Genomic DNA, 26,245 nt, shown 5'->3' with positions numbered 1-26,245 from the left:
GTGTCTCAGGCACATACTGAAACACAAAATTCCCATGTTTGGCATCTTTACGGCCAGATAGAATGAGTTGTTTATTTCGAGAACGGGAAAAGAATGTTTTCCATTTGTCGTGGTTACGTACAAACTCGCGGGTGGTAAATTGAGAGCGAAATAGTTTTTTGCTTCCAAATACTGCGCTTGGAATATGCGTTTTATATGATGGAAGTTTCTGAGTTAAACGGTATTGGCTGTGGGTTAAAAGGCCGATTTTCGCCTGAATCCTTTTGATTTGAACATCTAAGTATTGGTGCTCAAACAGATATTCATTCAGCCAAATCAATGTGTCTTTTTTACGGGATAAGGAAATGAGGTTGTTGTGCTTTGCGAAGCGAGTGTTTTTTGGAAACGTCAGCTTTCCTTTTACACAACTTTGTTTGATTTTACGAAGGTTTGTCAGTTTTGTCCGTTCTTGTTTCAACTTTTTCTTAAGTTTCTTAATTTTCTCTTGTGTTTGTTTCTCATATCGTTTTTGTAATTCCATTAAACCTGTAAACAACGCCTTCGCTTCTTGCGCCGCACTGTTTGCATAGTAATCATTCAATTGATATTTCCGCTTGAGAACGAGATGAAGACTGTCTGTATATATCTTACGGTTCCAACGTTTTTCCCGAACAATCGTTTGAAATGCAAATCGTTTCGCCCGATTACATGTTTCGATTGTCTGTGTGACTACATCTACCATCTCATGGGGTAAATCTGTCTTATAGATCCGTTTCGAAAAATACGCTTTCTTCACCTGTTTTCACCTCATTTTATTTGATAAGATCATTATACATCAAAACAAACATACGTTCTGAAAAAAGAGACGTTTTCTTTAAAAAGAAAAAACCGAGAAGACCCCCACCTTCACTTGGTCTAGAGGAGGGGGTCTTTTCGGTTAACATAATAAAATATGAAGTTTTCAGCTTACGAATGTATTTAGCCTATGGGAAGGTGTATTCATACTAGGACTTTTATTCCAAAATTAAAAAATGTATATTTTTTACCAATAAATACCAAGTATAAAACGTGTAATTTTTAAACATTTTAATATATAAAGGAGGTGAACGGTAATGGCTAGAAATCGTAATTCAAATCAGTTAGTATCAAACGGAGCACAAGCAGCTCTTGATCAAATGAAGTATGAAATTGCACAGGAATTTGGTGTACAACTTGGAGCCGATACTTCTTCACGTGCGAATGGTTCTGTAGGTGGTGAAATCACAAAACGCCTTGTAGCTATGGCAGAACAACAGCTTGGTGGCGGGTATACTCGTTAATTTAAAGCAGTATGAGAGAAAGGAAGAATTCTTCCTTTCTTTTTTGTATAGTTTTTACTAAAACAAAAGTGAGTTTTCCATTTAATAGCACGAATATACTGTTGTAAGGATTGGAAAAATAGAAGTAATGCTATGATATACTCCAATTTCTTTTGTTATATAAGTTGAAAAGCAGACAAAATGTGATAGCCCTGATGAAATTTAAAAATGAATTTCATCAGGGTTACTATATGGAAAGAAATACGTGAGGAAGGGTCTCGAAATCAACATGCTAAAAAAAGAAAACTGTTGTTTAATTGCACTTGCATCTGTTCCACTTGTTATGACATTAGGAAATTCCATGCTAATTCCAATCCTTCCGACACTTGAAAAAAAACTCCATATCTCTTCTTTTCAAGTATCCATGATTATTACAATATATTCTATCGTTGCTATTGTATTGATTCCGATTGCTGGGTATTTATCGGATCGCTGGGGACGTAAAATGGTAATGGTTCCAAGTTTGTTAATTGCAGCTATCGGTGGTGCAATAACGGGTTGGGTATCATGGAAAGTGGAAAATCCATATGTTTGGATTCTAATTGGAAGAGCGATTCAAGGGATAGGTGCTGCTGGAGCGATGCCAGTTGTAATCCCATGTGTTGGTGATTTATATAAAGATGAAAAACAAGTAAGTACGGGATTAGGGATTATTGAAACGTCAAATACATTTGGGAAAGTTCTAAGTCCAATATTAGGTTCTGCTCTCGCAGCAGTAGTATGGTTTTTACCATTTTGGGCCATTCCAGTTTTATGTGCTGTTGCTATCATCTTATTATTACTGTTAGTAAAAGCAAAGAAACAAGAAAATCAAGCACCACCTTTCAAAGAATTCATTCAATCAATCGGTTCAACTTTCCAAGAAAAGGGAAGATGGTTAGTCGCAATTTTTGCATTAGGTGCTATCATTATGCTCATATTATTTGGAATTCTTTTTTATTTGTCTACGATATTGGAAGAGAAATATAACATTCATGGAATTTGGAAAGGCTGTATACTTGCGATTCCGTTGCTTGTATTATCAATAAGTTCATACATGGCAGGAAAGAAAATTGGTGATGACCAAGATGTTATGAAAAAATGTATATATATCGGATTTATATTAGCAGCCGCGTCTGTTATACTTCCATTATTTTTAAAAGGCATTTACTTGTTAATTCTTTGTCTTGTTGTTATGGGAATGGGAATCGGGATTGCTTTACCGTGTTTAGATGCTCTTATTACACAAGGGATTGAAAAAGAACAAAGAGGAACTGTTACCTCTTTTTATAGTTCAATGCGTTTTACTGGTGTAGCAGCGGGACCACCTCTGTATGCTTACTTTATGAAGGGGACAGATCATGAAGTATTTTATTTAACCTGCATATTTGCAGTTGCTGGAGCAATTATTACAATAGTGTGGATTAAGCCTAAAAAGAATAATAAACCTTTAAATTCAGTTCCGGAACCTACATCTTAATTCAAAATTTTATAAGGTCTATCAAAAAGTCCATCTGCAAATGATTGCAAATGGACTTTTTTAATATATCATTTCAACCTGTTAATTCTCTTTCGTATGATCAACATAGTGATCATAATCAGGTATTGCCAGTTAATCAAAATTTTCAACAAGTTTATTTAGGCACGCTGTTAATGGCTTACCGGATATCGGAATTCCATATAAGTAACTGCTCCTTTTATGAACATTATACAAGAAATACAACTTTAATTATTGTTTAACAATTATCTATAAAGTGAAACTTTAATCAGTGGGGGGTTTCTTCATCCCCCACTGATTATTAGTTGAACTAATCGGGCTTTTACGGGCAGTTCATCCCCCTCCTAACTCCGTTGCTTTTGCCAAATTTTGAGGTGGGGGTCTTACTGCCCGTTAATGCGGGATAAATATACTGAACCGTTATACTTTCTTTTCTAAAAAATGAGTTATTTTAACATGTAAAGAGCAACTCCCCAAATAATAACCCCTGAAATTTTATTTAGAATTGCAATTGAGTTTCCTGATGAATTTAATTTTCCCAGCACGTGCCCTGCAAATGCTAAGCCAATAAACCAAAGCCAAGAAACTATAATTGTTGTAAAAGTAAAGGCCCATTTTTCGTTGCCTACATATTGAATAGAGTTTGTGCCAATGACGCCAATTGTATCTAAAATTGCATGAGGATTCAATAAGGAAACAGAAGCGGCAAAGATAATTTGCTTTTTGATAGTCATCGTTTTTGCTTCAATCGTCTCTTTTGTAGAATCACTTTTCCAAATCATCCATCCCATATAAATCAGAAAGAAAAATCCAATTACATAAAGTATTGTTGTTAGCCATGAAAAGGTCAGAAGCATAAGTGATACACCTTGTACTGCAATCAAAATTAAAATTGTATCGCAGATTGATGCGGTTAGAACAACTGGTGTAGCCCGTAAAATATTTGGCTGACTAGCACCTTGGTTAAAGACAAAGACGTTTTGTACACCTAATGGAATAATGAGTCCAAACGCAAGAACCATTCCGTGAAGAATTGCTTCAATCATTTTATTTCCTCCCATATAAATTACTGAAATATGATAGTGTATATTGTATAGAAGAAAATCGAAATTGTATCCATCCATATGGTTGGATAATAAACCAACCAAAAAGAAGTGAGGTGATAAAATGGAGCGATTTGACTGGAAGCCAAATGGATTCTCTCCGATTCCCTTATATAAACAAATTGAGGAATATATAAAAGAGAAGATTATAAATGGAGAATGGACGATTGGTACAAAATTACCGTCACAGCGAGCTTTTTCACAAGCATTTGAAGTGAATCGAAGTACAATTATAATGGCTTTAGATGAATTAGCAGCGCAAGGATTGATTGAGGGAAAGGGTAGAAGAGGAACAATTGTGAGAAACGATACATGGAGTGTATCAACTTTGGTGCCTCCTCCTAACTGGAATTCTTATGTAGAAACAGGTATTTATTATCCGAATCTTCCCACCATTCAAGAGATTAATGAAGCCGAATTTTATCCACATATCATTCGATTGGGTACTGGTGAACTTTCACCAGAACTTTTACCTGAAAAGAAAACGAAGCAAATCATGAAAGAACTTTCTCGTGGGAAAATTCCTTTAGGATATGAGGAACCAAGAGGAGACTTCAAGTTGAGAGAACAAATAGCCACGTATTTACAAAAATATGATATTTTTGCATCGCCGGCATCTATATTAATTGTTTCGGGAGCAATTCAAGCACTGCAACTTATTTCGATGGGACTTCTATGCAAAGGCTCATCCATTTTACTTGAAAAACCATCTTATTTATACTCCCTCAATGTTTTTCAATCTGCAGGAATGCGTTTGTTTGGTATTCCGATGGATGAAAATGGGGTTCAGCCATCACTTATTTCAAAATATAAAAGACGATTCAATGGTTCAATTTTATATACTATTCCGTCTTTTCATAATCCAACAAGTCTTGTCATGAATGAACAAAGAAGGCAAGACGTTATGAAAGTATGTAATGAAATTGGATTACCTATAATTGAAGATGCCGTGTATCAAGATTTATGGCTTGATTCGTCTCCACCAAAACCATTGAAGGCATATGATACAAATGGGATCGTATTACATATTGGAAGTATGTCAAAAGTCATTAGTCCGGGTTTAAGAATCGGCTGGGTTGTTGGACCAGAACCAGTCATTAAAAGATTGGCAGATATAAAAATGCAAATGGATTACGGCTCGAGTTCGTTATCACAACGAGTTGCTGCAGAATGGTTTGCAAGTGAGTTATATGAGAAACATATACAGCAAATACGAATTGAGTTGAAAAAACGGAGAGACTTTATGCTTGCAATGCTAGAGAAATACTGCAGAGATATAGCAACTTGGCAAATACCAAGCGGTGGATTTTATATTTGGCTACATATTGAACAAAACATTTCGATGCGGGAGTTGTTTGAAAAAGCATTACAAGAAAAAATTCTACTCAATCCTGGAAATGTGTATGATAGAAATGCAAGCCAATATTTACGTCTTTCTTATTCATATGCCTCAATGCATGATATAGAGAAAGGGATTGAAATGGTTGCGAGATTGATAAAGAATCTCTCAGTACAATAATCACAATTTTTAGAAGTGAAAAATGATATCATAAATACCAGTAATTGGAAAAGGAGAAGAAATATGAAACAATATGTCATTTGTCAGGTTATCGATGGAACAAAGTATTTAGCTGCCTATGCAGAAACAAAACAAGAAGCGATTGAAAAAGCAGAATTATTAGGGTTAAGGACGGGAAGCCGCTACGTTGTTGTTACTGCTGAAGAAGCGGAGGGATTACAGTATCCCTAATTGTTAAGCTACTAAAATAGAGAAAAAGAGTGAATCTAAGATTCGCTCTTTTTTCATATTTGTATAAAATTAACTTCAAATATCATTTCTTTGTTTCTAAGATAATACTATACTTATTTCTGTATATTATAATATTTTATTTGGAAACAGTAATAAGAATGCTGTATGAGCTTATAAGTATTATTTTAACCATAGAAAATACATAGATGATAGAGGAGAGAATAAAATGAATGAAGTAAACATACGGCCTAAAAAAAGGTCTAAGTATCGTATTATGTTAGGAACGTGGTATTACTCTGTAAAAAGGAATATTCAATGGTTAACGGATGGGAAAAAGTATGCTAAAACTTTTCAACAAGAAAAGTTACCTTGTACTGTTATACAGCATCGAACAATACTGCTTCGTAAACTTAAAGATGTAGATATGTGGTATCAAGAGAATAAAATTATTAATTTGAAAATCGCTATTAAACAGTTAAATGGTGTTGTAATTAAGCCGGGAGAAACATTTTCTTATTGGCGTTTAATAGGTAAGACTACAAAGAGAAAAGGGTATGTAGAAGGAATGGTATTGCATTATGGTACTTTTAAACCAGGAGTTGGAGGTGGGCTTTGTCAACTTTCAAATTTAATATACTGGATGACATTACATACAACACTAACCGTAACAGAGCGATATCGTCATAGCTATGATGTATTTCCTGATTCAAAGCGTACACAGCCGTTTGGAAGTGGTGCGACTTGCTCCTATAACTATCTTGATTTACAAATAAAAAATGAAACAGATCAAGCTTATCAACTTCATCTTTACGTGACAGACGAACACTTAGTAGGGGAATGGAGAACAGCCTATCCTCAGCTTTACCAATATGAAGTATATGAAAAAGAACATGCAATTAAGCCAGCGTATTGGGGTGGCTATATCCGATGTAATGTCATACATCGTAGAGCGTTTAATCAACAAAAACAGTTTGTTGAGGATCAATATGTAACGGGAAATCACGCAATAATGATGTATGAGCCACTTCTGGCGTATAGTAGTGGTAAAAGTGAGGAGTAGTACTTTATGAAGAAGCCTAATAAAATGAAACTTTAATTTTACGGGTAGTTAATCTTACCTCTAACATCTTTACTTTCGTTGGACTTTGAGTTGGAGGTATTATTGTTCGTAAGTAGTAGGATAAAACATTTAGTTTATTAGGCTTATTTCTTTTTTATGATTTAGTGGTCTTACAATATCCATGTGAAAATAATGAAAAAAGTAAATGAATACAGTAAGAAGTATTTTTCTAAGGATTCTATGGATAGTAATGCTAATTTCTTTTTCAAATTCGATTCCCATTTCTAAATCGATTAATATATGTTTTGAAATTCCAAGACTGTAAAAATTTTTCGGCAGCGTGAAAACCAGACTGATAAAGCCATTCTTTTTCCTCAGTAGTTAATTGGAATTTTGTACTTGTAATTGTTCCAGTTGGAATTGCAATGGTTCTTGCTTTCGATTCTTTATCTAGATGGCGTAAGTCATGTGCTTGCATCATCGTTTTGAATAAGCCTTTAAACATCGAGATGGGATCTTCATAAGGAACAGGTTCAGCTTGTATTTCATTTTTTACAAAATGAAAGCCAAAAGTTGGCCAACGGGGTATATTAGGTGAGTCAAAAATCCAAATTGGATAATTGCTAAGAAGACCTCCATCAACCATATAACAAGGTTGTTTCCATTTAGGTGTTTTCCATTTTACTGGTTCGAAATAGAAAGGGATAGTACTGCTCATTCTAACAGCTTTTGCGATAGAGAAATCTTGATTTGTAAATCCATAGTTTGGTAAATCATCAGGGAAAATAACCATCTTTCCATTACTAATATCTGAGGCAATGATTTTTAAGTTTTGTGGATTAGATAAGTCGCTAAAATTATGAATCCCTTTTTTGTGTAGTAAGTCTTCTAACCATGTTTCTAAAAAAACATTTGAATAAATCCCTAATTTAGCCCATGCATTTAATCCCTTTCCTACAAAAGGAATTTTATCAAGTAAAGTTTTTTTTATAAATTGATGATAATTAACGTTACTAATAATTGTTTTTAATTCTTCACAAGAGTAACCTGCTGCCAGAAGGGCTGCAATAATAGCTCCAGCTGATGTTCCCGCTACACGTTCACATTCATAGCCTTGCTTTGCTAATGCACAAATTGCACCAACATGTGCAATTCCTCGAACGCCGCCACCTTCAAAGACACCATCGATTTTCATAGGAATAATTCCTTTCAAAGATTGGATTTGCCGTATAGCAAAAAAGCACGTGATTCACGTGCTTTTTTACAATAGTTTTTAAAGCCACTTAGCAACCGATGAAGCCGCCACAGCAGCTAGCTCCAATGATGATTAGAAGGATGAATAAAACGATTAATAAAGCGAAACCGCCGTAACCGCAACCACCACCATAACCGCCGTAACCGTAACCGCCACCACAACTGTAGCCGTAACCGCCACCATAACCATAACCCATATGGAATGCCTCCTTATAATAAAAGTTGAAATAAAGAAAAATGAACAATTTGAGGATCTGCTATAAGGAATTATGAAAGATCGTGTTTGTAGGAACACTGTATACTATGCTGTTTTAAACTTATTCGCGTCCTAGGGATAAGCCTGTTTTTTTGAATAACTTATTTCGATTTTTTAGGATGAAGGATGTACTGTATGTGTGTTATGATACGGATAAGCACATTTACGTAAGGAGAAGTTATGAGAAACCAGATTGATTTATTAATTGATAAATATGATTTAACACATATAAAACCAGAACTATTAGCTACTATATTTCCATGTGTAAAAGTTATTCCGAGACAAGAGGAGTCACTTTCAATTGGCTGTTCAAAGATGGGGGGAATGCCTGATGTTCCATCTACATTTGAATACCCAACTTATGAAGGGAAAGCGTTAGATTTTATTGCACAATTCAATCTAGCTGACCTACAAGGCGTGAACATAGAGCATGACTTACCTGAAACAGGTATGTTGTATTTTTTCTATAATGGCAATTATCAATATGATGGTACTTGGCGTGTTCTATATTATAACGTTCCGCTAGAACAATTACAGAGGATAAGTGATCAACCATCAAAATATACACAATGTGCATTATCATTTAAGCTAACATATAAACTCCCTGAGCTATTTATTGAAGATGAAGCTGATTCGGATCGTTTTCTACAACTATTAGAGGAGTTAATGCCAGATCATTATGATAATCATCAAGTATTTGGTGAACCGTTCTCAGTGCAAAGAGAAGTATTTGAGGAGGCTGGAGAATATGCTGGTATTAATGATCAGGATATGACATTGTTATTCCAAGTTGACTCTGACTATACAAATTGTAATATGATGTGGGGAGATTTAGGGATGCTGTATTTCTGCATTGGAAATGAAGATTTAAAGCAACGTCGTTTTGAAAATACATGTTGTGTATTGCAGTCTTGTTAGAAGGAAAAGCAGTAGTTAATTCTTATTGAAGAGTTTACTGCTTTTCTTTTACGATATATTTTTTAAAAATTCGATATTTAGTGATGATAAAATAATGATTAATAAATATGCACAATCCCATATTTTCTTTTTGAAAAAGTATTGTATACTTTAAAAGTATATGAACATTTTTTATGATTTTAAGTAGAAGGGCGTGACAAGATGAGATGAAGAAATCAAACAAGTACTTAACAGCTGTCGCACTTTGTTCAACGATTATGATTGGTGGTTTACAAGTTCCTGCAGTATCTTATGCAGCTACAAATGAAAAAGTGGACGATATAAAACCGGATACCAAATTATTAAAAAATTTCCAAAAAGAATTAAAAAAACATATTGATAATCGTGAAGAAAATATTACAATCACATATAAAACAAAAGCTAAGAATGGTAGAGAAGTGATGGATACGCTCTATAAAGAGTATACTAAGATAGTAGATGCAGATGAGTACTTAAAATACAATGTAGCAAGTACAAAATATTCAATTCGTGGTATACCAGAAAATTATACTTTTACATTAAAAATTACATATCGTGAATCAAAAGAACAAACGCAACATGTAAAGGCGCAAGCAAAATCAATTATAAGTTCTATTTTGAAGGTTGGCATGGATGAGCATGAAAAAGTGAAAGCAATTCATGATTATGTTGTGAAACATGTTTCATACGATACTTCCTATAAAGCTTATACGGCGTATGAAGCGTTGGTGAATCGTTCAGCGGTTTGTCAAGGATATACATTATTAACCTATCAATTATTAAAAGAAGCAGGTATTCAATCCCATATCGTAACTGGGATGGGGGATGGGCAAGCGCATGCCTGGAATCTAGTGAATATCGATGGAAAATGGTATCATCTTGATACTACGTTTGATGATCCGGTTCCAGATAAAGAGGGACGTGTAACCTATTCATATTTTAATATGTCTGATGAACAATTCAGTAAAGATCATAGCTGGGATCAGAGTAAATATCCGGCAGCAACAACAAATTATTATAATGAATTAACAAGTAAAATCAAGGTAGGAAGTCCAAAAACACTGGTATATCAGCAAATGTTAAAGGATACAAATCTTGTATATTTATCTGCTAAATATGGAGCGGATAACTACAATGAATTAAAGAAAAAATTACAGAAGCAATTTGCAGGACAACCTAAAAAAGTAGAAGTGCGCTATAAGCGGTCTATGGATGGAACGATGCAAGATGTTAAAAAAGTATTAAATGAAATTTCTTGGCCAAACGGAGTGAAACGAGTTTCTTATCAAGTAGCCCCATATAGTGCGCAAGCTGACTATTCATTGGCGACGATTACGTTTAAGTATTAATGAAAAGAGTATCTTCCGTAGATACTCTTTTTTCTTAGTTGTTAGTAGAAAGAGAAGCTAAAATAGCTAAGTCATATAAAATGAAAATTTAATCAGTGGGGCTTTCTCCATTCCCCACTGATTATTAGCCCTCACCAATCCGGCTTTTACGGGCAGTTGATCCTCTTTGCTTCTGCTGAATTTTGAGGTGGGGATCTTACTGCCCACAAATAGAAGAAAACTATTATTTTTAGAATGGATAACACATAATTAAAACCCTATTTATTGTAAAGTTATGTTGAAATCATCAAAAATAGGAATCAGGTGAATGATGTGTCTTTATTTGAAAATGATATATTTGTAATGATTTACTTGTGCGTCATGATAGGCCTTATTGTGTTATTTGTCGTATCTTTCACTCTTTTCATTCGGAGATTACTAATAAATTCTTCCACAAAAAATGTTCATTCCGATCAGATAGAGAAGAAGCTCGATAAAATTATAGAATTACTTGAAAAAGATAAAAAATAATTAAATAGAATAGGTGAAGGATATATTGGAGGAGTTAAGATGGCTGATTATATTAGAAAATTAAGAACAAAAGTAGGGCATGATTATGTAATTTTGAATTTTTCTGGCGGCTGTGTTTTTAATGAAGTAGGTGAAGTGCTTCTTCAAAAAAGAGGGGATAATGGTGCATGGGGATTTCTTGGCGGGGCAATGGAAATTGGAGAATCGGCTGAAGAAACTGCAATTCGAGAAATAAGGGAAGAGACTGGGTATATGGTGCAAGTGGATGAGCTTATAGGCGTATATACAAAGTATTTTCATACATATCCGAATGGAGATCAAGCACAGACGATAGGAATGTTCTTTAAATGCTCCATAATTGGTGGAAGTAAAAATATAGATGGAGAAGAAACTTTAGATTTACAGTTTTTCCCGTTAGATCAAATGCCTGTACTATTTAATGAACAGCATAAGGATTGTTTGCAAGATATTCTGAAAGGGAAAACAGCTGTATATCGTTAACGAAAAAACTGCATTAAAAAGAATATCGTACATTTTTTATTTAGTTAATAGTTAGTTTGCTCTATTAGACAATAGACTTTAAAGACAAGAGGAAAAAGATATGACTTATGAATTTGTTTTTAAAGATTCCTTTATGGACCTGAGAAAAACTTATATACAAGAAACGAAAACGAATGAGGAAATACTACTTTATCCTAGATGGAGCTTTCCAAACGGAAAATATTCATTTTTTTGTAGGGAAGAAGAGTATAAGGCAATATCAACAAAAGAAAGCGTTATGTATAATGTATTTATAGTGTGTCATCCGGATGGAAGCGAAATTGCGAGAGTTAAAAATATACCATTGTTAAAAAAAGAGTCTATATTAAAAGAACTTAATTTAGTGTATGGTAAAAATAGTTATCAGATAAAGACTACGCTTGCATTTAAAAATATTACTATAAGTAAAGATGAAGAATTGATAATGACAGCCAATAAAATCTCCTCGATATATAAAAATGTTTTGAGTATGTATGATTACAATGTTAATGTTCATAATACGTTAGACTTGCCATTTGTAGTGTGGGTGGCAATTTTTAAAGGGATAGTGTTATTGATGAGACATTAATGCTTAAAAAATCCAGAAAAAGAAGCCAATATAAATTGACTTCTTTTTTCTTTATATGTTTATTTCCACCAATCATCAAACATTGATGCCGGTGTTTGTCTTTTATGTTCACTTACTGTATAACGTTTTTCGATTTTTTCTGCAACGTCTTCAGGAACTGCTTTTCCTTCTAAGTAATCATCTAGTTGATCGTATGTAATGCCTAATTCTGTTTCGTCAGCTTGACCTGGCTTTTCGTCTAATAAATCAGCTGTTGGCATTTTTAAGTAAAGACGCTCTTCAGCACCTAATTCTTGTAATAAAGCTCTTCCTTGACGTTTTGTTAAGCCTGTAAGTGGTAGAAGGTCAGCACCGCCATCTCCGAATTTTGTAAAGAATCCTGTTACAGCCTCAGCAGCGTGATCTGTTCCGATAACAAGTAAACCTTGTTGTCCACCAATTGCATATTGTGTGACCATACGAATGCGAGCCTTGACGTTTCCTTTATTGAAGTCTGTTAATGACTCTCCTAATAAGTCTTTATATTGATTTGAAAATGCATCAACTGTTGATGCAATATCAAAAGCAACAGATTGATCTGGCTGAATGAATTGTAACGCTAATTGTGCATCATCTTCATCTTTTTGCACGTGATATGGAAGACGTACAGCAATAAATGTTGCGTTGCCTCCTTCATTACGAACTTCTTCAACTGCAAGTTGTGCTAAGCGACCCGCTAGTGTGGAATCTTGTCCACCGCTAATTCCAAGCACAAATCCTTTTGCGCCGGTTTTTCTTAAATAGTCTTTTAAAAAATCAATTCGTTTACGAGTTTCTGCCTTCGGATCGATTACAGGTTGAACATGTAGTGCTTTCATAATTTGTTCTTGTAATGTCATTATGTTTTCCTCCTATTCATATAGAACAAGCAATACGTTTATATGTACTGATTCATATATCTCCACCCTTATTATTTCGCAAAATTAGCGAATATACAATAGGTTGAACGTATGAATATGAATGTAGTCATTATAAAAAAACTACGTTGTTTAATCAATTTTTCTGTAACCTTTCAAAAATGTAAGGTTTTTGTCATTTGAATCGATGGAAGATATTTCTTCGCTTCATTATGATTGCAGTATAGTGATTGGAAGGGCGGAGAAACAATATGAATATTAGGGAATTAGCGTTTCGTAATGTAACGCGAAATAGACGAACATATTCAGCTTATTTTTTGAGTAGTGCATTTGCAATTATGGCCTTTTTTGTTTATTCATTTTTTGCATTTCATCCAGCATTAAGCGCAGGCCAATTAGGTCAATATGTATTTGTAAGTATGTCTGTTGCACAGGTCATTATTTATCTTTTTACGTTTTTCTTTATTTTGTATTCAATGGGAATGTTTTTAAAAACAAGAAAGCGTGAATTGGGAATTTTAATGATGCTAGGTATGACGAAATTTCAATTAAAGCGTCTTATCTTTTTTGAAAATGTTATGATCGGTATCGCTGCAATTATTACAGGTATCATTTGCGGCATGCTGTTTTCGGGTATATTGATTTTGGTAGCGCCATTATTACTAAAGTTAGATTTATCTTTATCATACTATGTACCAACAACAGCAATCGGTGTAACAAGCATTATGTTTTTCATATTATTTATTATCATTTCATTCTTTAGTGCAGGGCTGATTCGTAAAAATCAGATTATGAAACTACTTAGAGGTGCAGTAAAAGCAAAGCCTGAACCAAAAGCTTCAATTATTTCTTCGTTCTTAGCTATAGTATTGCTTGGAGCGGGATATATAGGTGCTTTAATTTCGCATGGTGCCATGGTATTTATTATGTTGATTCCTGTAACGACAGTTGTCATTATTGGCACATACTTATTTTATAAGCAGCTCAGCGTATTTATTATTCGAGCATGTAAAAAGAGTAAACGGTTGTATTGGACGAGAACGAATATTATTACTCTTTCAGATTTAGCGTACCGTATGAGAGATAACGCGCGGATGTTCTTTATTGTTACCATTATTTCAACTGTAGCATTTTCAGCTATTGGTACATTAGTCGGCTTTGCTTCCATGACAAAGGGAATCATGAATCAACCAATTGCATTCCATTATCACTCTAAACAAGGGGATGAAAATGAGCCACAGCACGTACGATTCATTGGACAAACATTGAAGAGATATCATATATCTGCTGAAAAAATAGATATTGTATCAAAGAAAACTGAAAATAAACCACTAAGAGATGCGACATTTGTAAGAGAATCTGATTATAAAAAGTATGCAAAGTTAACGGGGGAGCCAGTTGATTTATTAACTGAAAATGCAGTACTATTTCTATCGATAGAAATACCAGGTCCACCGAAAAAAGAAAGAACAACAATTGAATTACCGAATGATAACAAATCGTTGCAGGTAAAAAAAGTTAACACATCTTCTCTTGGTAAAGTACTTACTGGAAATATCTATGTAGTTTCAGAAGCTCAATATAATTTACTACAAGATGGATTCAAAGAAGTAAAAGATTACATGTATAAAACAAACGAAACAAAAAATGAAATTGAAGCTGGAAAAGAACTTACCCACCAGATAAAAGCTTATCAAGAATATTCAAGATTTAGTGCTGCAGAATATGATCAAAATCAGGCTTTACAATTTGCTGGACCTATCTTTTTTGTAGGATTCTTTATTGGTATTGTATTCTTTGTTTGTGCAGGTAGTTTTTTATACTTCCGCTTATTCTCTGACTTAGAAGAGGACTATCGTTTATTTGATTCCATTCGAAAAGTAGGTTTAACAAGTGGTGAGTTAGCAAAAGTAGTAACGATCCGATTAGGGCTATTATTCTTTGTTCCAATTGGTGTTGCGACATTACATGGTGCAGTTGCGTTAACAGCTTTAGGGCAAATGTTTGAGTATTCACTTGTAAAAGAAAATGCGATTGTATTAAGTATCTTTGTAGGGATTCAAATTGTGTACTTTATCCTGATACGATCACGTTATTTAAAGCAATTGAAAGAAAGATTACGAATGAGTTAACATATAGTAGTTCATAAAACTCCCCTAACACATGAGGTTAGGGGAGTTTTTATTATATAAATAAAAACTTGGATATTTTTAAGAGTTTACATGTAATGTTTTAATAATTGTATATACAAATAGTAATTTGTAGTTTTTGTGAACAGTCTTGTTTTTCACATATATTTGTCCTACACTTTATTTGTTTGTAAGAAAGCAATATACATATAGTGTAAAGTTAATGATTAACTTTATTAAATGTTAATAATGTGTAAGGAGGGTTTGTATGTTGAAATGGTTACAGAGCACAACAGACTTTGCGAGTAGTAAAAAAGGTGCGAAAATCATTGTTGTATCTTGGATTATTATTATGCTTGTACTAACAGGAGTCTCCAAACCAGCAAAGAAATACGCAAATAATGTAAGTGGTGATGGCATTCCGAAAAGCGCAGCATCCTTGCAAGCTGAAAAACAAGTAGAAAAGTATTTTCCAAATGATGAAGGATTACCGGCTATTATTGTATTTGATCAAAAAGAGGAAATGAAGGAAGAAGAGTTACAACATATTCAAGAAATGACCAAGAGGCTAGAGGATAAGAAAATAAAGCATGTCGAGAAAATTGTACCAATTAGTGAAATGCCAGTTCAAATGTTAACAGGTTTTTTATCTAAAGATAAAACAAGTTTTATTTTACCTGTTACAATGACAAATAATCTAGAAGTAAAAGAGATTCACAATACTGTAAATCAAATAAAAAAAGAATTGAAACAGGAATTACCTTCTAGTATGGAGGCGAAGGTAACGGGTCCAGCGGGGATTGCTGCGGATACGTTAGAAATTTTTAAAAATGCTGATGTAGTACTTCTATTATCAACAATTGGGTTGATTTTTGTATTATTAATTATGATTTATCGTTCGCCACTATTAGCAGTTATTCCACTCATAGCGGCAATTATTGTGTACCAAGTAATCGACCGAACCCTTGGTTTATTTGGTAAATTTGGCCTCGAAATAAAATCACAATCCTTGTCGATTATGTCAATCTTATTATTCGCCGCGTTAACGGATTATGCTTTATTTATTTTTGCAAGGTACAAGGAAGAGTTGCAAAAGCGTGAAGATAAATATGAAAGTATGAAGCAAGCGATGAGAAGGGTAGGCGAACCGATTTTCTTTAGTGGGAGTACTGTGCTTGCTTCGATGTTAATGCTGTTTTTCGCAGTATATAATGGTTATCGAAACTTCGCCCCGCTATTTTCTATTGCGCTTGTTGTCATTATTCTAGGTGGAATTACATTACTACCTGCCCTCTTTACGCTGTTTGGTAGAAAAGCATTCTGGCCGTTTATTCCAAAAATTGGGCAGCAAAAAGAAAAACACGTGATATGGAAAAAGGTGAGTCATGTCGTAGTAAGTAGACCATATATTATTGGAGGAGCGGTTGCTGTATTTCTAATTGTATGCTCAATGAATATTTTTCAAATTAAGTATTCATTCAATCTATTAAAGTCTTTCCCGGACAATTTAGAATCCAGACAAGGATATGAATTAATTGAAAAGAAATACTCTCCTGGTCAATTGGCACCAATTACAGTTGTAGTAAATAAAGAGGGAAAATTATCAAATGAAGAAATCGTACAGTTTGTAGAAAAGCTAGACAAACAAAAAGGTGTAGAAGGGTTGAATCCTTCTATTGAAACGATTAAAAAGAACACAAGTCAATTATTGTCTGAGGATGGAAAAGCGGCAAAAGTACAATTAATTTTAAAAGATCAACCATACTCATTACAAGCAATGGACACGATTCAATCGCTTCAAAGTAAAGAAAGTGAATTTGTAAAGGATGGTCATGTTTATTTCGCAGGTGAAACAGCAAAGCAAGCGGATCTGTATGATATTAATAATCATGATACAACATTAATCGTTGTGTTAATCTCTAGCTTAATTTTTATTTTATTAGGTATTCAAACAAAATCACTCATTGCACCAATTTATATGATTGGAACGATATTGTTATCATATTGTGCGGCATTAGGGCTTAGTATGTTCTTATTCCAGCATTTGTTTGGATATACTGACATGAGTTATCGAATTCCATTATATACGTTTGTGTTCCTTGTTGCACTTGGTGTTGATTACAATATTATGCTCGTTTCACGCATTAAGGAAGAAGCAGCACAGCATTCGTTACAAGCAGCAATTGAAAATGGGTTAACAGCGACAGGAGGCGTCATTTCTTCTGCTGGTATCATATTAGCGGCTACATTTGCTGTATTAACTACTCAGCCCTTATTAGAGCTGTTTATGTTTGGATTTGTAGTTGCACTAGGGGTTATTATCGATACATTCCTTGTGCGGACATTGCTTGTTCCAGCAATTATGCTTTTATTAAAGAAATGGAGTTTGTGGCCGCAAAAAATGAAGTAATATAGGATTTCAAAAACGTCTTTTTCGTCAGAATATCTGGTGGAAAAGATGTTTTTTTTATATTGACAAAAATATTGAAGCAGGAAAATGGAAGTGAGAAAACGAATGTTATTTATAAATGTAAGCGCATTCAACGGGAGGGTAATATATTTTTAGGAGGGGTTATGGTGAACAGTAGTACAGCGAATAAACAAAAAGGTATTCAATTAATTCCGTTTACGGTCGATAAAGTAATAGAGCAAGTGAACGAAATTCCACCAGGTGTACAACTGATTCATGCTCCTGGTGCTTGGGAAAAGAGTGCAAAAGGAAAAGACATTGTCGTTGCTGTTTTAGATACAGGTTGTGATATAAATCATGTTGATTTAAAAGATCGAATTATTGGCGGGAGAAATTTTACTGAAGATTATGAAGGGGACCCGAAAGTCTATCTTGATAATAATGGTCACGGTACGCATGTTGCAGGAACAATTGCAGCAGCAGAAAATGGGGTAGGGGTACTGGGCGTTGCTCCACTTGCTAAGTTATTAGTGTTAAAAGTATTATCAGGAGATGGTTCAGGAAGCTATCAACAAATTATTGAGGCTATTGATTATGCAGTGCGCTGGAGAGGGCCTAATCAAGAACGGGTACGAATCATTTCTATGTCACTCGGCGGGCCACAAGATGTTCCAGAGTTACATGAAGTCATTCAACATGCGGTGAAACAGGACGTACTCGTTGTATGTGCAGCAGGAAATAATGGAGATTGCAGTGATGAAACAGAGGAATTAGACTTTCCAGGTGCTTATTCAGAAGTAATTGAAGTAGGTGCTGTTAATTTAGAAAGGAAACTTGCTTGTTTTAGTAATTCAAATCAGGAAATTGATTTAGTCGCTCCAGGAGAAGAAATACTTTCTACTTATCCTGAAGGAAAGTATGCGGTATTAAGTGGGACGTCAATGGCAACGCCGCATATTGCGGGAGCATTAGCCCTTCTGATTAAACAATGTGAAAGAGAATATGGAAGAAAGTTATCAGAACCAGAAATCTATGCACAACTCATTAAACGTACTGTACCATTAGGATATGAGCGAACATCTGAAGGGAATGGTTTAATAGATTTATTAAAAGAATAATTGCTATTAAAAAACATCTCATATTTATATGAGATGTTTTTTAATACGGTTCCGTTGCTTGCAAGACAGCATCTAATAGTCCAGGAAATCGAGCGTTTAAATCTTCCGTTCGAATCGAAATAAAACGCTGCGTTCCTTCTATACGTGTATACATTACACCTGATTCACGCAAAACTTTAAAATGATGGGATAAGGTTGATTTTGCCACAGGAATATTTAGTGCACCACATGATTGTTCATTTTGTTCCATTAGCATGTTTACAATTTGTAAACGAATTTGGTCGCTGAGGGCATATAAGACAGAAGAAAATTGAATTTCTTCTCGGTTTGGATGGTATAGTGTTCGCATATTGTCACCTACTTTTATAAGTTCTTTCAGTTGAAATATATCATATAGCATGATATATTTCTATTGTTCGAATATATTCGAACAATAGAAATATAGGGGGATGAAAATGAATTATACGACGTTGCAAAAGGGAGAATTACAGATTTCTCAAATTGGTTTAGGAACGAATGCAGTAGGGGGTCACAACTTATATTCGAATGTGAATGAACAAGAAGGTATGAAAATGATTGAGGAAGCTATAAGGCAAGGAATTACATTTATAGATACAGCGGACGCATATGGGGTTGGAAGGTCTGAAGAATTAATAGGGGAGACAATTAAAGGAAAACGACAAGATGTTGTGCTTGCTACAAAAGGAGGAATACAGCCTTTATTTAAGGGCTCTACTTGTATTAACAATGAACCAAATTATTTAAGAAGTGCAGTAGAAAATAGTTTGCGCAGACTTCAGACAGATTATATTGATTTATATTATTTACATTTTACCAATCCAGAAACTATGTACATAGATTCAATTGGGGAACTTGTTCGTTTAAAAGAAGAAGGAAAAATTCGTTCAATCGGAATATCAAATGTAAATCTAGCTCAGTTAAAAGAGGCAAATCAGTTTGGAGATATTGATGTACTGCAGGCTCCCTATAATATGTTAGATCGTACAGCAGAGAAGGAACTTTTACCATATTGCATAGAAGAAGGGATTTCATTTATTCCATATGGACCTCTTGCTTTTGGAATTTTAGGTGGTAAATATCCAGAAAATTTGAAATTAGATGAAAAAGATTGGCGCCATGATGTTTCATTATTTGAGGAACGTACATATAAGAAAAACTTTATGAAAGTTGAAAAATTAAAAGAGTTTGCTAGAGAAAAAGATACAACGTTATCTAATATAGCGTTAGCTTGGCTTCTAAATCAAAGGGGAATTGATACGGTGATTCCAGGTGGGAAACGTGCAGAGCAAGTAAGAGAAAATGTAAAGGTAGTAGATGTCTCGTTAAATGAGTGTGATTTGGAATATGTACAATCTATTCTAGAGGATTAACAAAGAGGGGGAAACGCTTCTTACCCCTTTCTTACCATTCTATTGTAAGTCGTTATAAACAACTATTAGGAGATTCTAAAACCTCACTTACTTACTTTGCATATTTTCTTTTTCAAACTGGTAACTTTGCAGCATTTTCATTTTTGGGAGTATGGTTAACAACTCAATTTAAGTTACAAGTAAATGAAGTAGGAACAGCAATGCTTATACTTGGACTAGGAAATCTAACAGGAAATATTGTAGGACCTAGACTTGTAAAAAGTATGCATTTTATGGTGGTATTTTTGTCGTAGCTGGCCTATATGTTATTTTACCGTATTTGAAACATATTCTATTGGTTGCGTTATTTTTCTTTATTGTATTTTTTATTACAGGAATTCTATTTGTACTCATGATGAGTCGTTTGCAAAAGATGTCTAGCACAGCCAGGGGAACAGGAGCGGCGTTAGCAAACTCTTCTATGTATATTGGACAAACAATTGGGGCGGCAATAGCGGGGGTGCTATTTGCAGCATTTGGTAATTTTATTTTCATTGGTTTATTTACGGCTATCTTATATGTGGTTTCACTTCTAGTGTTCCGAAAAAGCGATCGATACATGACGGGAGAAATAGGAGAAAAACAGAAGACCGCCTCTTTATAATCAATAATAATATTGTTATGTAAACAAAATGACAAAAAGCACTGTTTTAGTGATGCGTCTAAAACAGTGCTTTTCGTTTGGATTGAACAGTTGCAGCATTTTCATCTTCGATTCCTGCTTCTTCAATAATTCGTTTTTGGGCTTTATCCAATAGGTGATTGACTGCCTCACCAAAATAGTTAGCTTCGCGCTTTGTGCGGGCTGCTCGTAAACATTTATAGTTTTCTATCAGTTCCTCTTTTTCAGAGTCTGTTAAGAAATCTTCTATTGTCTTTTTTGGCATACGAAACACCCTTTCTTCTGACAGACGACGCAATTCAGAAATATTTATTCCCCATTATAACAGTAATTTTTAAATGAAGTATAGATTAACGCCGTAATAATTTGTCAATTTCTTGAATTTTTTCATCGGCTTTACTAATCTGTGTGTTTTTTGCCTGTTCACCGCCGAGGGCTTGATGAAGTAAGAATGTTTGCCCTGAAATGGCAGTGACAATGGACACTTTAATAATTTCTTTTATAGTAATCACATCAAATAAGACGAGTCCCAGAAGTGCAGCAAGACTACCAGTCAAAATATCAGTGAAAAACCCAAGATGAAAAAATGTTTTTAAACGGCGTGGAAGCAATAACTTGCCTTGGTTATTGATAAGATGGGAAACGAAACCAGTAATGCCACCAATGAGAACAGCAGTTAGCCATTGATACATCTCCATCAAATCCACTCCTTTTAGTGAATAAGATTCGTTTTTTACATCCGTATTCCTTTTTAAATTTTATATAAGTATATTGAGAAAATTTGGTTTGGCTACATGCTCGTTCACTTTTATTATAACAGAAAATTCTGGTATATTTCAGTCTATTATGTGACGTTCTTTTTCATTATCATAAAATCTAGAAAAGGAGGATGAAAAAATGAAAATAGATTACCGAATACGAAGTATAGAGAATTATACGCCAAATGTAGGACAACTTGTTAGCATGCAAGAGCGGTTACATTGTATGAAATAAAAGATTTAACAGTAGAAAATTTAGATTTTATCTTGGTCGATGGTGGGAATTCTATCGGCGCATTGCTAAAACATATTGCCGCAATAGAAAAAGTTCATCAGCTCATTTCTTTCCAGAACCGAGATTTTACAAAAGAGGAGTTGAAGGGATGGAATAACGCTCTTTTCTTAGGAGAAGCGGGAAGAAGAATTCGCGGGCATGAGGTGCAATACTACGTACAACTTTTTAATAAAGTTCGAGAAGAATCGCTGCGATATTTAAAAGAAAAAGATGATGCTTGGTTAATGTCAGAAGGTCGATGGGATAACGGGGGCATATATAATCAGTACTATTTGTGGTTCCATGTACTAGAAGATGAAATCAGCCATCGCGGACAAATAAGGACGATAAAAAAGTATATATCTGAAAATTTAGTTAAATAAAGTAGCTTTTCAAAATAATATTACATATAATGAGATTAACGAAACTAAGAACGGAGTGATGTATTATGGCGATGATTTATATGGATGTTAAAGTAAGTACAAAGGTGGATGGAAAGAGCGAGACTTTGTAAAGAATCGCGTCATCCTTCCACTGAGCTCAAAATAGGGAGGATATAGATTTGAATCAAAATTGTTTAGAAACATTCGGATGGGATTCTTTTTTTGAGGATCAATCTTTAGAAAAGTATGAAATAGGTCGAATTTTACTTGAACATAAGCACATGTACCGTATTATTTGTGATGATGGCGAATATATGGCAGAGTTATCTGGAAAGTTTCGTCATGAAGCATTAGATAAAGGTGATTATCCAGCAGTTGGTGATTGGGTGCATGTAAAGAAAATAAAAGAGGAAAGCAAGGCAATTATTCATAGTGTTTTTCAAAGAAAAAGTTCCTTTTCTAGGCAAGCAGCTGGCGAAAGAACGGTTGAGCAGATTGTGGCAGCAAATGTTGATTATCTATTTTTAGTAAATGCGCTTAATCATGATTTTAATGTAAGAAGAATTGAACGTTATTTATTATTAGCTTATGAAAGTGGATCAATGCCTGTTATTGTTTTGACGAAAAGTGACTTGTGTGAAGATGTGGAGCAAAAGATATTGGAAACAGAGGCAATAGCTATTGGTGTTCCAATCTTTGCAGTGGATAGTTTACAGCAAGCGGGAGTTGAGTCCTTGCAACAATTTGTCACTTCTGGAAAAACGATTGCTCTTGTTGGTTCTTCAGGCGCCGGGAAATCTACTTTGCTAAATGCATTAATGGGAAGTGAAGTTGCAAAAACAGGTGGTATTCGCGAAGAGGATAGTAAAGGACGGCATACTACGACACATCGTGAGTTGTTTCAATTACCAAGTGGTGGTTTAGTAATTGATACGCCAGGAATGCGAGAACTTCAACTGTGGGAGGGAAGCGAAGCGATTCATGCGACGTTTTCTGATATTGAAAAATTTGCAGAAGAGTGCCGTTTTCGTGATTGCCAGCATGAAAATGAGCCTGGGTGTGCAGTTCGCACCGCTATTGATGAGGGGATTTTAGAAGCAAACCGTTTGCAGAATTATAAAAAATTGCAAAAGGAAATTGCATACGCAATGAGAAAACAAGATCTAGCGCTTGCTCGTGCTGAGCGGGAGAAGTGGAAAAAAATAGCGAAGCAGAATCGGAGAAAGTAGAATAGAATGAGAAGCCAAAAGCTAATAGAATGCTTTTGGTTTTTTGTCATTTATTCTATAAAAATAGGCAATTATAGTCGAAAAATAAAGGAATTTGTTATAAGTATGTATAATTATTGAAAAGTAGACTATTTATAAAGGAGAAGAGTATGGGAGTGTATTGGGGAACGAAAAGATATTCTTGGCTTAGCTATGCCTCATTTTGGTTAAGTATTTCATTTTTTCTTATCTTTTTGATTGAGGTGTTTGTACTTAAAACACTTTTAAATAGTTCGAGTGGTGCAATGCAAATTATTAAATATTTTTATTTCATATTTGTACCATTAAATATCGTGATTAGTTTAAGACTATTGTTTAAAAAGAATGAAAAGAAAACATTACCAATTTTCAGCTTTATTGTATCGGTACTATTCGCCAGCTTGATAGTGGTATTAGCTTTAGTTGCTATAGGGAAAGTATTTTGATGAAAAACAGGAATGATAAATGTCATTCCTGTTTTTTCATGATTTATATACAGTGAAACTTTAATCGGTGAGGCTTTTCTTCTCCCCACTGATTATCAGCCTTCCCCAATCGGGCTTTTACTGGCAGTTCATCCTCAACCTAATTTCTTAGCTTTCGCTGAATTTTGAGGTGGGAGTGTTACTGCCAGCAAATAGCGGGATAAAAGTAGTGGAGTATAATAGGCAGAAGAATATAGCAAGTCAATTGATGTATGGTACAATAAGCTTGATAGTGATAGAGAAAAAGGGTATATAAAATACTCATCGTTTTTTAGTAAGAGAGGGGTTATCTTATGCTATACGAGGATTTAATGTCATTATTTCAAGCTGCTCCAATGGAAGATGGAAAAAATGGCTGGAAATATGTAATCCAAGAAGAAGATGGTAAGTACTCAATTGTTAATAGTGTATCAACAGAACATATGAGTGTAGAATTGTTTTTTAATGAATATGATGAGTTGCGAATTACTTTATATAAAGAGGGTCAGCCGATTACAACTATACAACGAATAGTAATCTTAAAAACCGAGTTAGAAGAGGATGAAGAAGGTATTCAGTTTGTTTTAGAGCGTATGCCAAGCCGAATGATTCGGTTACAATTAAAGCCATTCCTCGCAGTAGAAATGGGTTTGTATTGGGAAGTATGTGAAGATTGTGAGTAAAAAAAGCATCCGTACATAACGGATGCTTTTTTACTTATGTTTTTTCAAGCTGTTTATATGCGATAATTGGAAGAAGAACGATGCTAACCCATCCGATTATTGGATACAAGATGTGAAGAAGTTCACTGTAACCAATATAGCTAAAACAATAACTAATTAGTAAAATAAAATAAATAATATTGTTGTTCTTCCAACCAGTGATAGACTGCATTTGTTTTGTCATCCCAAATACATTTCCAACTAATGTTGTAAACACTTCCCCAAAAATAATCAGGACAAAGAAGAAATGGAAGGTAGCATTAAATCTTCTTACTACTTCAGCCATAGGAATATTATATTGATAAAATTGGTCAATAGATAAAATGGCTAAATGACTACATAATAGAATAAAGCATAGTCCAGCTCCTCCTAAAATTCCGCCCCATAGAATCGCTTTTCGATCTTTTACTTCACTTGCTAACGGTACTAAAACACTTTGGGCGAGAGAAAGATTTAAGGCGACATATGTAAGTGGACTTGTTATCCATTTCATGTTCCAACTTTCTGTAGGAACAGTGTTAAAGATAGGTGTTGTGCCATGAATAAAAGTTGTAATAGCAAGTCCGATAATGAAAATCATCATAATTGGTACTACAAGTGTATTCACCTCAAATACACCTTGTAATCCACGACTACCAATAATGATACATGCGATAACTGTAATGAAAATACCGAGCTGTCGTGGTAGCCGAAGTTGTTCTTCGAATACAGCACCAGCGCCTGATAGCATAACACTTGTCACACCAAAAAGTACGAGTAATAACAAAGTGTTTACCACATTTCCAAATACATCACCAAATAAATATCTGTTAAATTCCTGAGCGGAAAATGCACCGATTTGTGAAGAGAGCAACATCATTTTCGTTCCTAACCAAATGAAAAAAAATCCACTTACGCATATTCCAATTGTTCCGTATAATCCGTTAATCGTAAAAAACTCAACAATTTCTCGCCCAGTTGCAAATCCAGCTCCGACGACAGTCCCAATATAAGTAGCAGCAACTTTTTTAGCTACTTGCCATTGTTGATTATCCATGTAATCCCTCTTTCTACTATGATGAGCTTGACCTATTATTATGCATATGTGTGAGCTTGGGCAATTAGACATGTGAAGTGCAAGAAAGGGTACATGGATTTCTCAACATTTAGGAATGATTAAAGTTGTTAAAACTTTGTTACATATAAGCGGATGATTTGGACGAGTAGGGAATTTATGGTACAATAAGAATGTATTATTAAAAGAGAATAATTCTAAAAATAAAGAGGAGTGGATTGAATGAGTACGAAAACAAATGTTGTTGAAGTATTAAACAAGCAGGTAGCAAACTGGAATGTGTTATATGTAAAAATTCATAACTATCACTGGTATGTGACAGGCCCACACTTCTTTACATTACATGAAAAATTTGAAGAATTTTATAATGAAGCAGCAACATATATTGATGAATTAGCAGAACGTATTTTAGCGTTAGAAGGAAAACCACTAGCAACAATGAAAGAGTATTTAGAAACATCTACTGTACATGAAGGAACAAGTAAAGAATCAGCTGAAGAAATGGTGAAAACATTAGTAAATGATTTCTCAGCAATCATTCAAGAATTAAAAGAAGGTATGGAAGTAGCGGATGAGGCTAAAGATGAAACATCAGCAG

The 26,245-nt window shown here is 34.4% G+C and carries 27 protein-coding genes and 2 pseudogenes; 20 read left to right on the top strand and 9 right to left on the bottom strand.

The features are described 5' to 3' along the window. Positions 1 to 775: hypothetical protein (locus tag BPMYX0001_RS33015; RefSeq protein ID WP_081449583.1), on the bottom strand; the 775-nt coding region annotated here is incomplete at its 3' end. 316 nt (positions 776 to 1,091) lie between these two features. Between BPMYX0001_RS33015 and BPMYX0001_RS08935 the strand changes: the two genes are divergently transcribed. Next, the gene (locus tag BPMYX0001_RS08935) at positions 1,092 to 1,298 is read left to right on the top strand and encodes an alpha/beta-type small acid-soluble spore protein (RefSeq protein ID WP_003197017.1); all 207 of its coding nucleotides are present in this window, start codon (positions 1,092 to 1,094) and stop codon (positions 1,296 to 1,298) included. Positions 1,299 to 1,566: 268 nt separating this feature from the next. Next, positions 1,567 to 2,796, top strand: coding sequence for a bacillibactin exporter BcbE (gene bcbE, locus BPMYX0001_RS08930; protein ID WP_003197019.1), 1,230 nt, complete (start codon positions 1,567 to 1,569; stop codon positions 2,794 to 2,796). Between the two features lie 464 nt (positions 2,797 to 3,260). On the opposite strand, the gene BPMYX0001_RS08925 is transcribed toward bcbE, so the two are convergent. Continuing rightward, a complete protein-coding gene (locus BPMYX0001_RS08925) occupies positions 3,261 to 3,860 on the bottom strand; it encodes a LysE/ArgO family amino acid transporter (RefSeq protein ID WP_033798829.1) in 600 nt (199 codons plus the stop codon). Positions 3,861 to 3,981: 121 nt separating this feature from the next. Between BPMYX0001_RS08925 and BPMYX0001_RS08920 the strand changes: the two genes are divergently transcribed. From BPMYX0001_RS08920 to BPMYX0001_RS08915, 3 genes are all read left to right on the top strand, one after another. Further along, positions 3,982 to 5,436, top strand: coding sequence for an aminotransferase-like domain-containing protein (locus BPMYX0001_RS08920; RefSeq protein WP_006094594.1), 1,455 nt, complete (start codon positions 3,982 to 3,984; stop codon positions 5,434 to 5,436). Positions 5,437 to 5,499: 63 nt separating this feature from the next. Further along, positions 5,500 to 5,667, top strand: a complete 168-nt coding sequence (locus tag BPMYX0001_RS30520; RefSeq protein ID WP_003197025.1) for a DUF3933 family protein — start codon at positions 5,500 to 5,502, stop codon at positions 5,665 to 5,667. A 226-nt stretch (positions 5,668 to 5,893) separates the two neighbouring features. Beyond that, on the top strand, positions 5,894 to 6,727 hold the full coding sequence (locus tag BPMYX0001_RS08915) for a VanW family protein (protein WP_018781341.1): 834 nt from the start codon (positions 5,894 to 5,896) through the stop codon (positions 6,725 to 6,727). Positions 6,728 to 6,992: 265 nt separating this feature from the next. Here BPMYX0001_RS08915 and BPMYX0001_RS08910 read toward each other — a convergent pair whose 3' ends face one another. Then, positions 6,993 to 7,922, bottom strand: a complete 930-nt coding sequence (locus BPMYX0001_RS08910) for a patatin-like phospholipase family protein (RefSeq protein WP_018781340.1) — start codon at positions 7,920 to 7,922, stop codon at positions 6,993 to 6,995. 88 nt (positions 7,923 to 8,010) lie between these two features. Beyond that, on the bottom strand, positions 8,011 to 8,178 hold the full coding sequence (locus BPMYX0001_RS08905) for a YjcZ family sporulation protein (protein WP_003197032.1): 168 nt from the start codon (positions 8,176 to 8,178) through the stop codon (positions 8,011 to 8,013). 239 nt (positions 8,179 to 8,417) lie between these two features. On the opposite strand from BPMYX0001_RS08905, the gene BPMYX0001_RS08900 reads away from it, so the two are divergent. The 5 genes from BPMYX0001_RS08900 to BPMYX0001_RS08880 all read left to right on the top strand — a co-directional run bounded on the left by BPMYX0001_RS08900 (position 8,418) and on the right by BPMYX0001_RS08880 (position 12,140). Beyond that, positions 8,418 to 9,155, top strand: a complete 738-nt coding sequence (locus tag BPMYX0001_RS08900; protein WP_003197034.1) for a YwqG family protein — start codon at positions 8,418 to 8,420, stop codon at positions 9,153 to 9,155. Between the two features lie 206 nt (positions 9,156 to 9,361). Further along, positions 9,362 to 10,522 carry a transglutaminase domain-containing protein gene (locus BPMYX0001_RS08895; protein ID WP_006094592.1) on the top strand — a complete coding sequence of 387 codons (1,161 nt, stop codon included), beginning with the start codon at positions 9,362 to 9,364 and terminating at the stop codon, positions 10,520 to 10,522. 312 nt (positions 10,523 to 10,834) lie between these two features. Further along, positions 10,835 to 11,032 carry a DUF4083 domain-containing protein gene (locus tag BPMYX0001_RS08890; protein ID WP_018781339.1) on the top strand — a complete coding sequence of 66 codons (198 nt, stop codon included), beginning with the start codon at positions 10,835 to 10,837 and terminating at the stop codon, positions 11,030 to 11,032. A gap of 39 nt (positions 11,033 to 11,071) precedes the next feature. After that, positions 11,072 to 11,533, top strand: a complete 462-nt coding sequence (locus BPMYX0001_RS08885; RefSeq protein ID WP_006094590.1) for an NUDIX hydrolase — start codon at positions 11,072 to 11,074, stop codon at positions 11,531 to 11,533. Between the two features lie 100 nt (positions 11,534 to 11,633). After that, positions 11,634 to 12,140: a hypothetical protein gene (locus BPMYX0001_RS08880; protein WP_006094589.1), complete on the top strand. Its 507-nt coding sequence runs from the start codon at positions 11,634 to 11,636 to the stop codon at positions 12,138 to 12,140. Between the two features lie 59 nt (positions 12,141 to 12,199). Here BPMYX0001_RS08880 and nadE read toward each other — a convergent pair whose 3' ends face one another. Then, positions 12,200 to 13,018 carry an ammonia-dependent NAD(+) synthetase gene (gene nadE / locus BPMYX0001_RS08875; protein WP_003197043.1) on the bottom strand — a complete coding sequence of 273 codons (819 nt, stop codon included), beginning with the start codon at positions 13,016 to 13,018 and terminating at the stop codon, positions 12,200 to 12,202. Between the two features lie 269 nt (positions 13,019 to 13,287). Between nadE and BPMYX0001_RS08870 the strand changes: the two genes are divergently transcribed. The 3 genes from BPMYX0001_RS08870 to BPMYX0001_RS08860 all read left to right on the top strand — a co-directional run bounded on the left by BPMYX0001_RS08870 (position 13,288) and on the right by BPMYX0001_RS08860 (position 18,693). Further along, positions 13,288 to 15,168, top strand: a complete 1,881-nt coding sequence (locus tag BPMYX0001_RS08870) for an FtsX-like permease family protein (protein ID WP_006094588.1) — start codon at positions 13,288 to 13,290, stop codon at positions 15,166 to 15,168. Positions 15,169 to 15,433: 265 nt separating this feature from the next. Next, positions 15,434 to 17,575 (top strand): MMPL family transporter, encoded by a 2,142-nt coding sequence (locus tag BPMYX0001_RS08865; protein WP_006094587.1) that lies wholly within the window; start codon positions 15,434 to 15,436, stop codon positions 17,573 to 17,575. Between the two features lie 167 nt (positions 17,576 to 17,742). Then, a complete protein-coding gene (locus BPMYX0001_RS08860) occupies positions 17,743 to 18,693 on the top strand; it encodes a S8 family peptidase (RefSeq protein WP_018765452.1) in 951 nt (316 codons plus the stop codon). 40 nt (positions 18,694 to 18,733) lie between these two features. Here the strand turns inward: BPMYX0001_RS08860 and BPMYX0001_RS08855 are convergent, their stop codons facing one another. Beyond that, positions 18,734 to 19,042 (bottom strand): ArsR/SmtB family transcription factor, encoded by a 309-nt coding sequence (locus tag BPMYX0001_RS08855; protein WP_018781338.1) that lies wholly within the window; start codon positions 19,040 to 19,042, stop codon positions 18,734 to 18,736. Positions 19,043 to 19,148: 106 nt separating this feature from the next. Between BPMYX0001_RS08855 and BPMYX0001_RS08850 the strand changes: the two genes are divergently transcribed. Further along, complete coding sequence (locus BPMYX0001_RS08850) at positions 19,149 to 20,084, top strand: aldo/keto reductase (RefSeq protein ID WP_018781337.1); 936 nt, start codon at positions 19,149 to 19,151, stop codon at positions 20,082 to 20,084. 38 nt (positions 20,085 to 20,122) lie between these two features. After that, positions 20,123 to 20,727, top strand: a pseudogene (locus BPMYX0001_RS33890) (MFS transporter); the annotation flags it as partial. Positions 20,728 to 20,785: 58 nt separating this feature from the next. Here BPMYX0001_RS33890 and BPMYX0001_RS08840 read toward each other — a convergent pair. Together BPMYX0001_RS08840 and BPMYX0001_RS08835 are read right to left on the bottom strand one after the other, a co-directional pair. Then, positions 20,786 to 21,010: a hypothetical protein gene (locus BPMYX0001_RS08840; protein WP_006094581.1), complete on the bottom strand. Its 225-nt coding sequence runs from the start codon at positions 21,008 to 21,010 to the stop codon at positions 20,786 to 20,788. Between the two features lie 85 nt (positions 21,011 to 21,095). Further along, positions 21,096 to 21,443, bottom strand: a complete 348-nt coding sequence (locus BPMYX0001_RS08835) for a DUF4257 domain-containing protein (protein ID WP_018781335.1) — start codon at positions 21,441 to 21,443, stop codon at positions 21,096 to 21,098. 199 nt (positions 21,444 to 21,642) lie between these two features. Between BPMYX0001_RS08835 and BPMYX0001_RS08830 the strand changes: the two are divergent. The 4 genes and pseudogenes from BPMYX0001_RS08830 to BPMYX0001_RS08815 all read left to right on the top strand — a co-directional run bounded on the left by BPMYX0001_RS08830 (position 21,643) and on the right by BPMYX0001_RS08815 (position 24,554). Then, positions 21,643 to 22,160, top strand: a pseudogene (locus BPMYX0001_RS08830) (DinB family protein). Between the two features lie 179 nt (positions 22,161 to 22,339). Continuing rightward, positions 22,340 to 23,389: a ribosome small subunit-dependent GTPase A gene (gene rsgA, locus BPMYX0001_RS08825; RefSeq protein WP_003197062.1), complete on the top strand. Its 1,050-nt coding sequence runs from the start codon at positions 22,340 to 22,342 to the stop codon at positions 23,387 to 23,389. 149 nt (positions 23,390 to 23,538) lie between these two features. Further along, on the top strand, positions 23,539 to 23,853 hold the full coding sequence (locus tag BPMYX0001_RS08820) for a hypothetical protein (protein ID WP_006094578.1): 315 nt from the start codon (positions 23,539 to 23,541) through the stop codon (positions 23,851 to 23,853). A gap of 332 nt (positions 23,854 to 24,185) precedes the next feature. Beyond that, on the top strand, positions 24,186 to 24,554 hold the full coding sequence (locus BPMYX0001_RS08815; RefSeq protein ID WP_018765458.1) for a DUF3979 family protein: 369 nt from the start codon (positions 24,186 to 24,188) through the stop codon (positions 24,552 to 24,554). Positions 24,555 to 24,588: 34 nt separating this feature from the next. Here BPMYX0001_RS08815 and BPMYX0001_RS08810 read toward each other — a convergent pair whose 3' ends face one another. After that, the gene (locus BPMYX0001_RS08810) at positions 24,589 to 25,629 is read right to left on the bottom strand and encodes a YkvI family membrane protein (protein WP_006094577.1); all 1,041 of its coding nucleotides are present in this window, start codon (positions 25,627 to 25,629) and stop codon (positions 24,589 to 24,591) included. A 240-nt stretch (positions 25,630 to 25,869) separates the two neighbouring features. Between BPMYX0001_RS08810 and BPMYX0001_RS08805 the strand changes: the two genes are divergently transcribed. Then, the coding region (locus BPMYX0001_RS08805) for a Dps family protein (RefSeq protein WP_033798828.1) at positions 25,870 to 26,245 on the top strand (376 nt) is incomplete at its 3' end.

The organism is Bacillus pseudomycoides DSM 12442 (assembly GCF_000161455.1).
Taxonomy (GTDB): Bacteria; Bacillota; Bacilli; order Bacillales; family Bacillaceae_G; genus Bacillus_A; species Bacillus_A pseudomycoides.
Note: the sequence above shows the minus strand (reverse complement) of the source record. Positions and strands in the feature narration are given on the sequence as shown.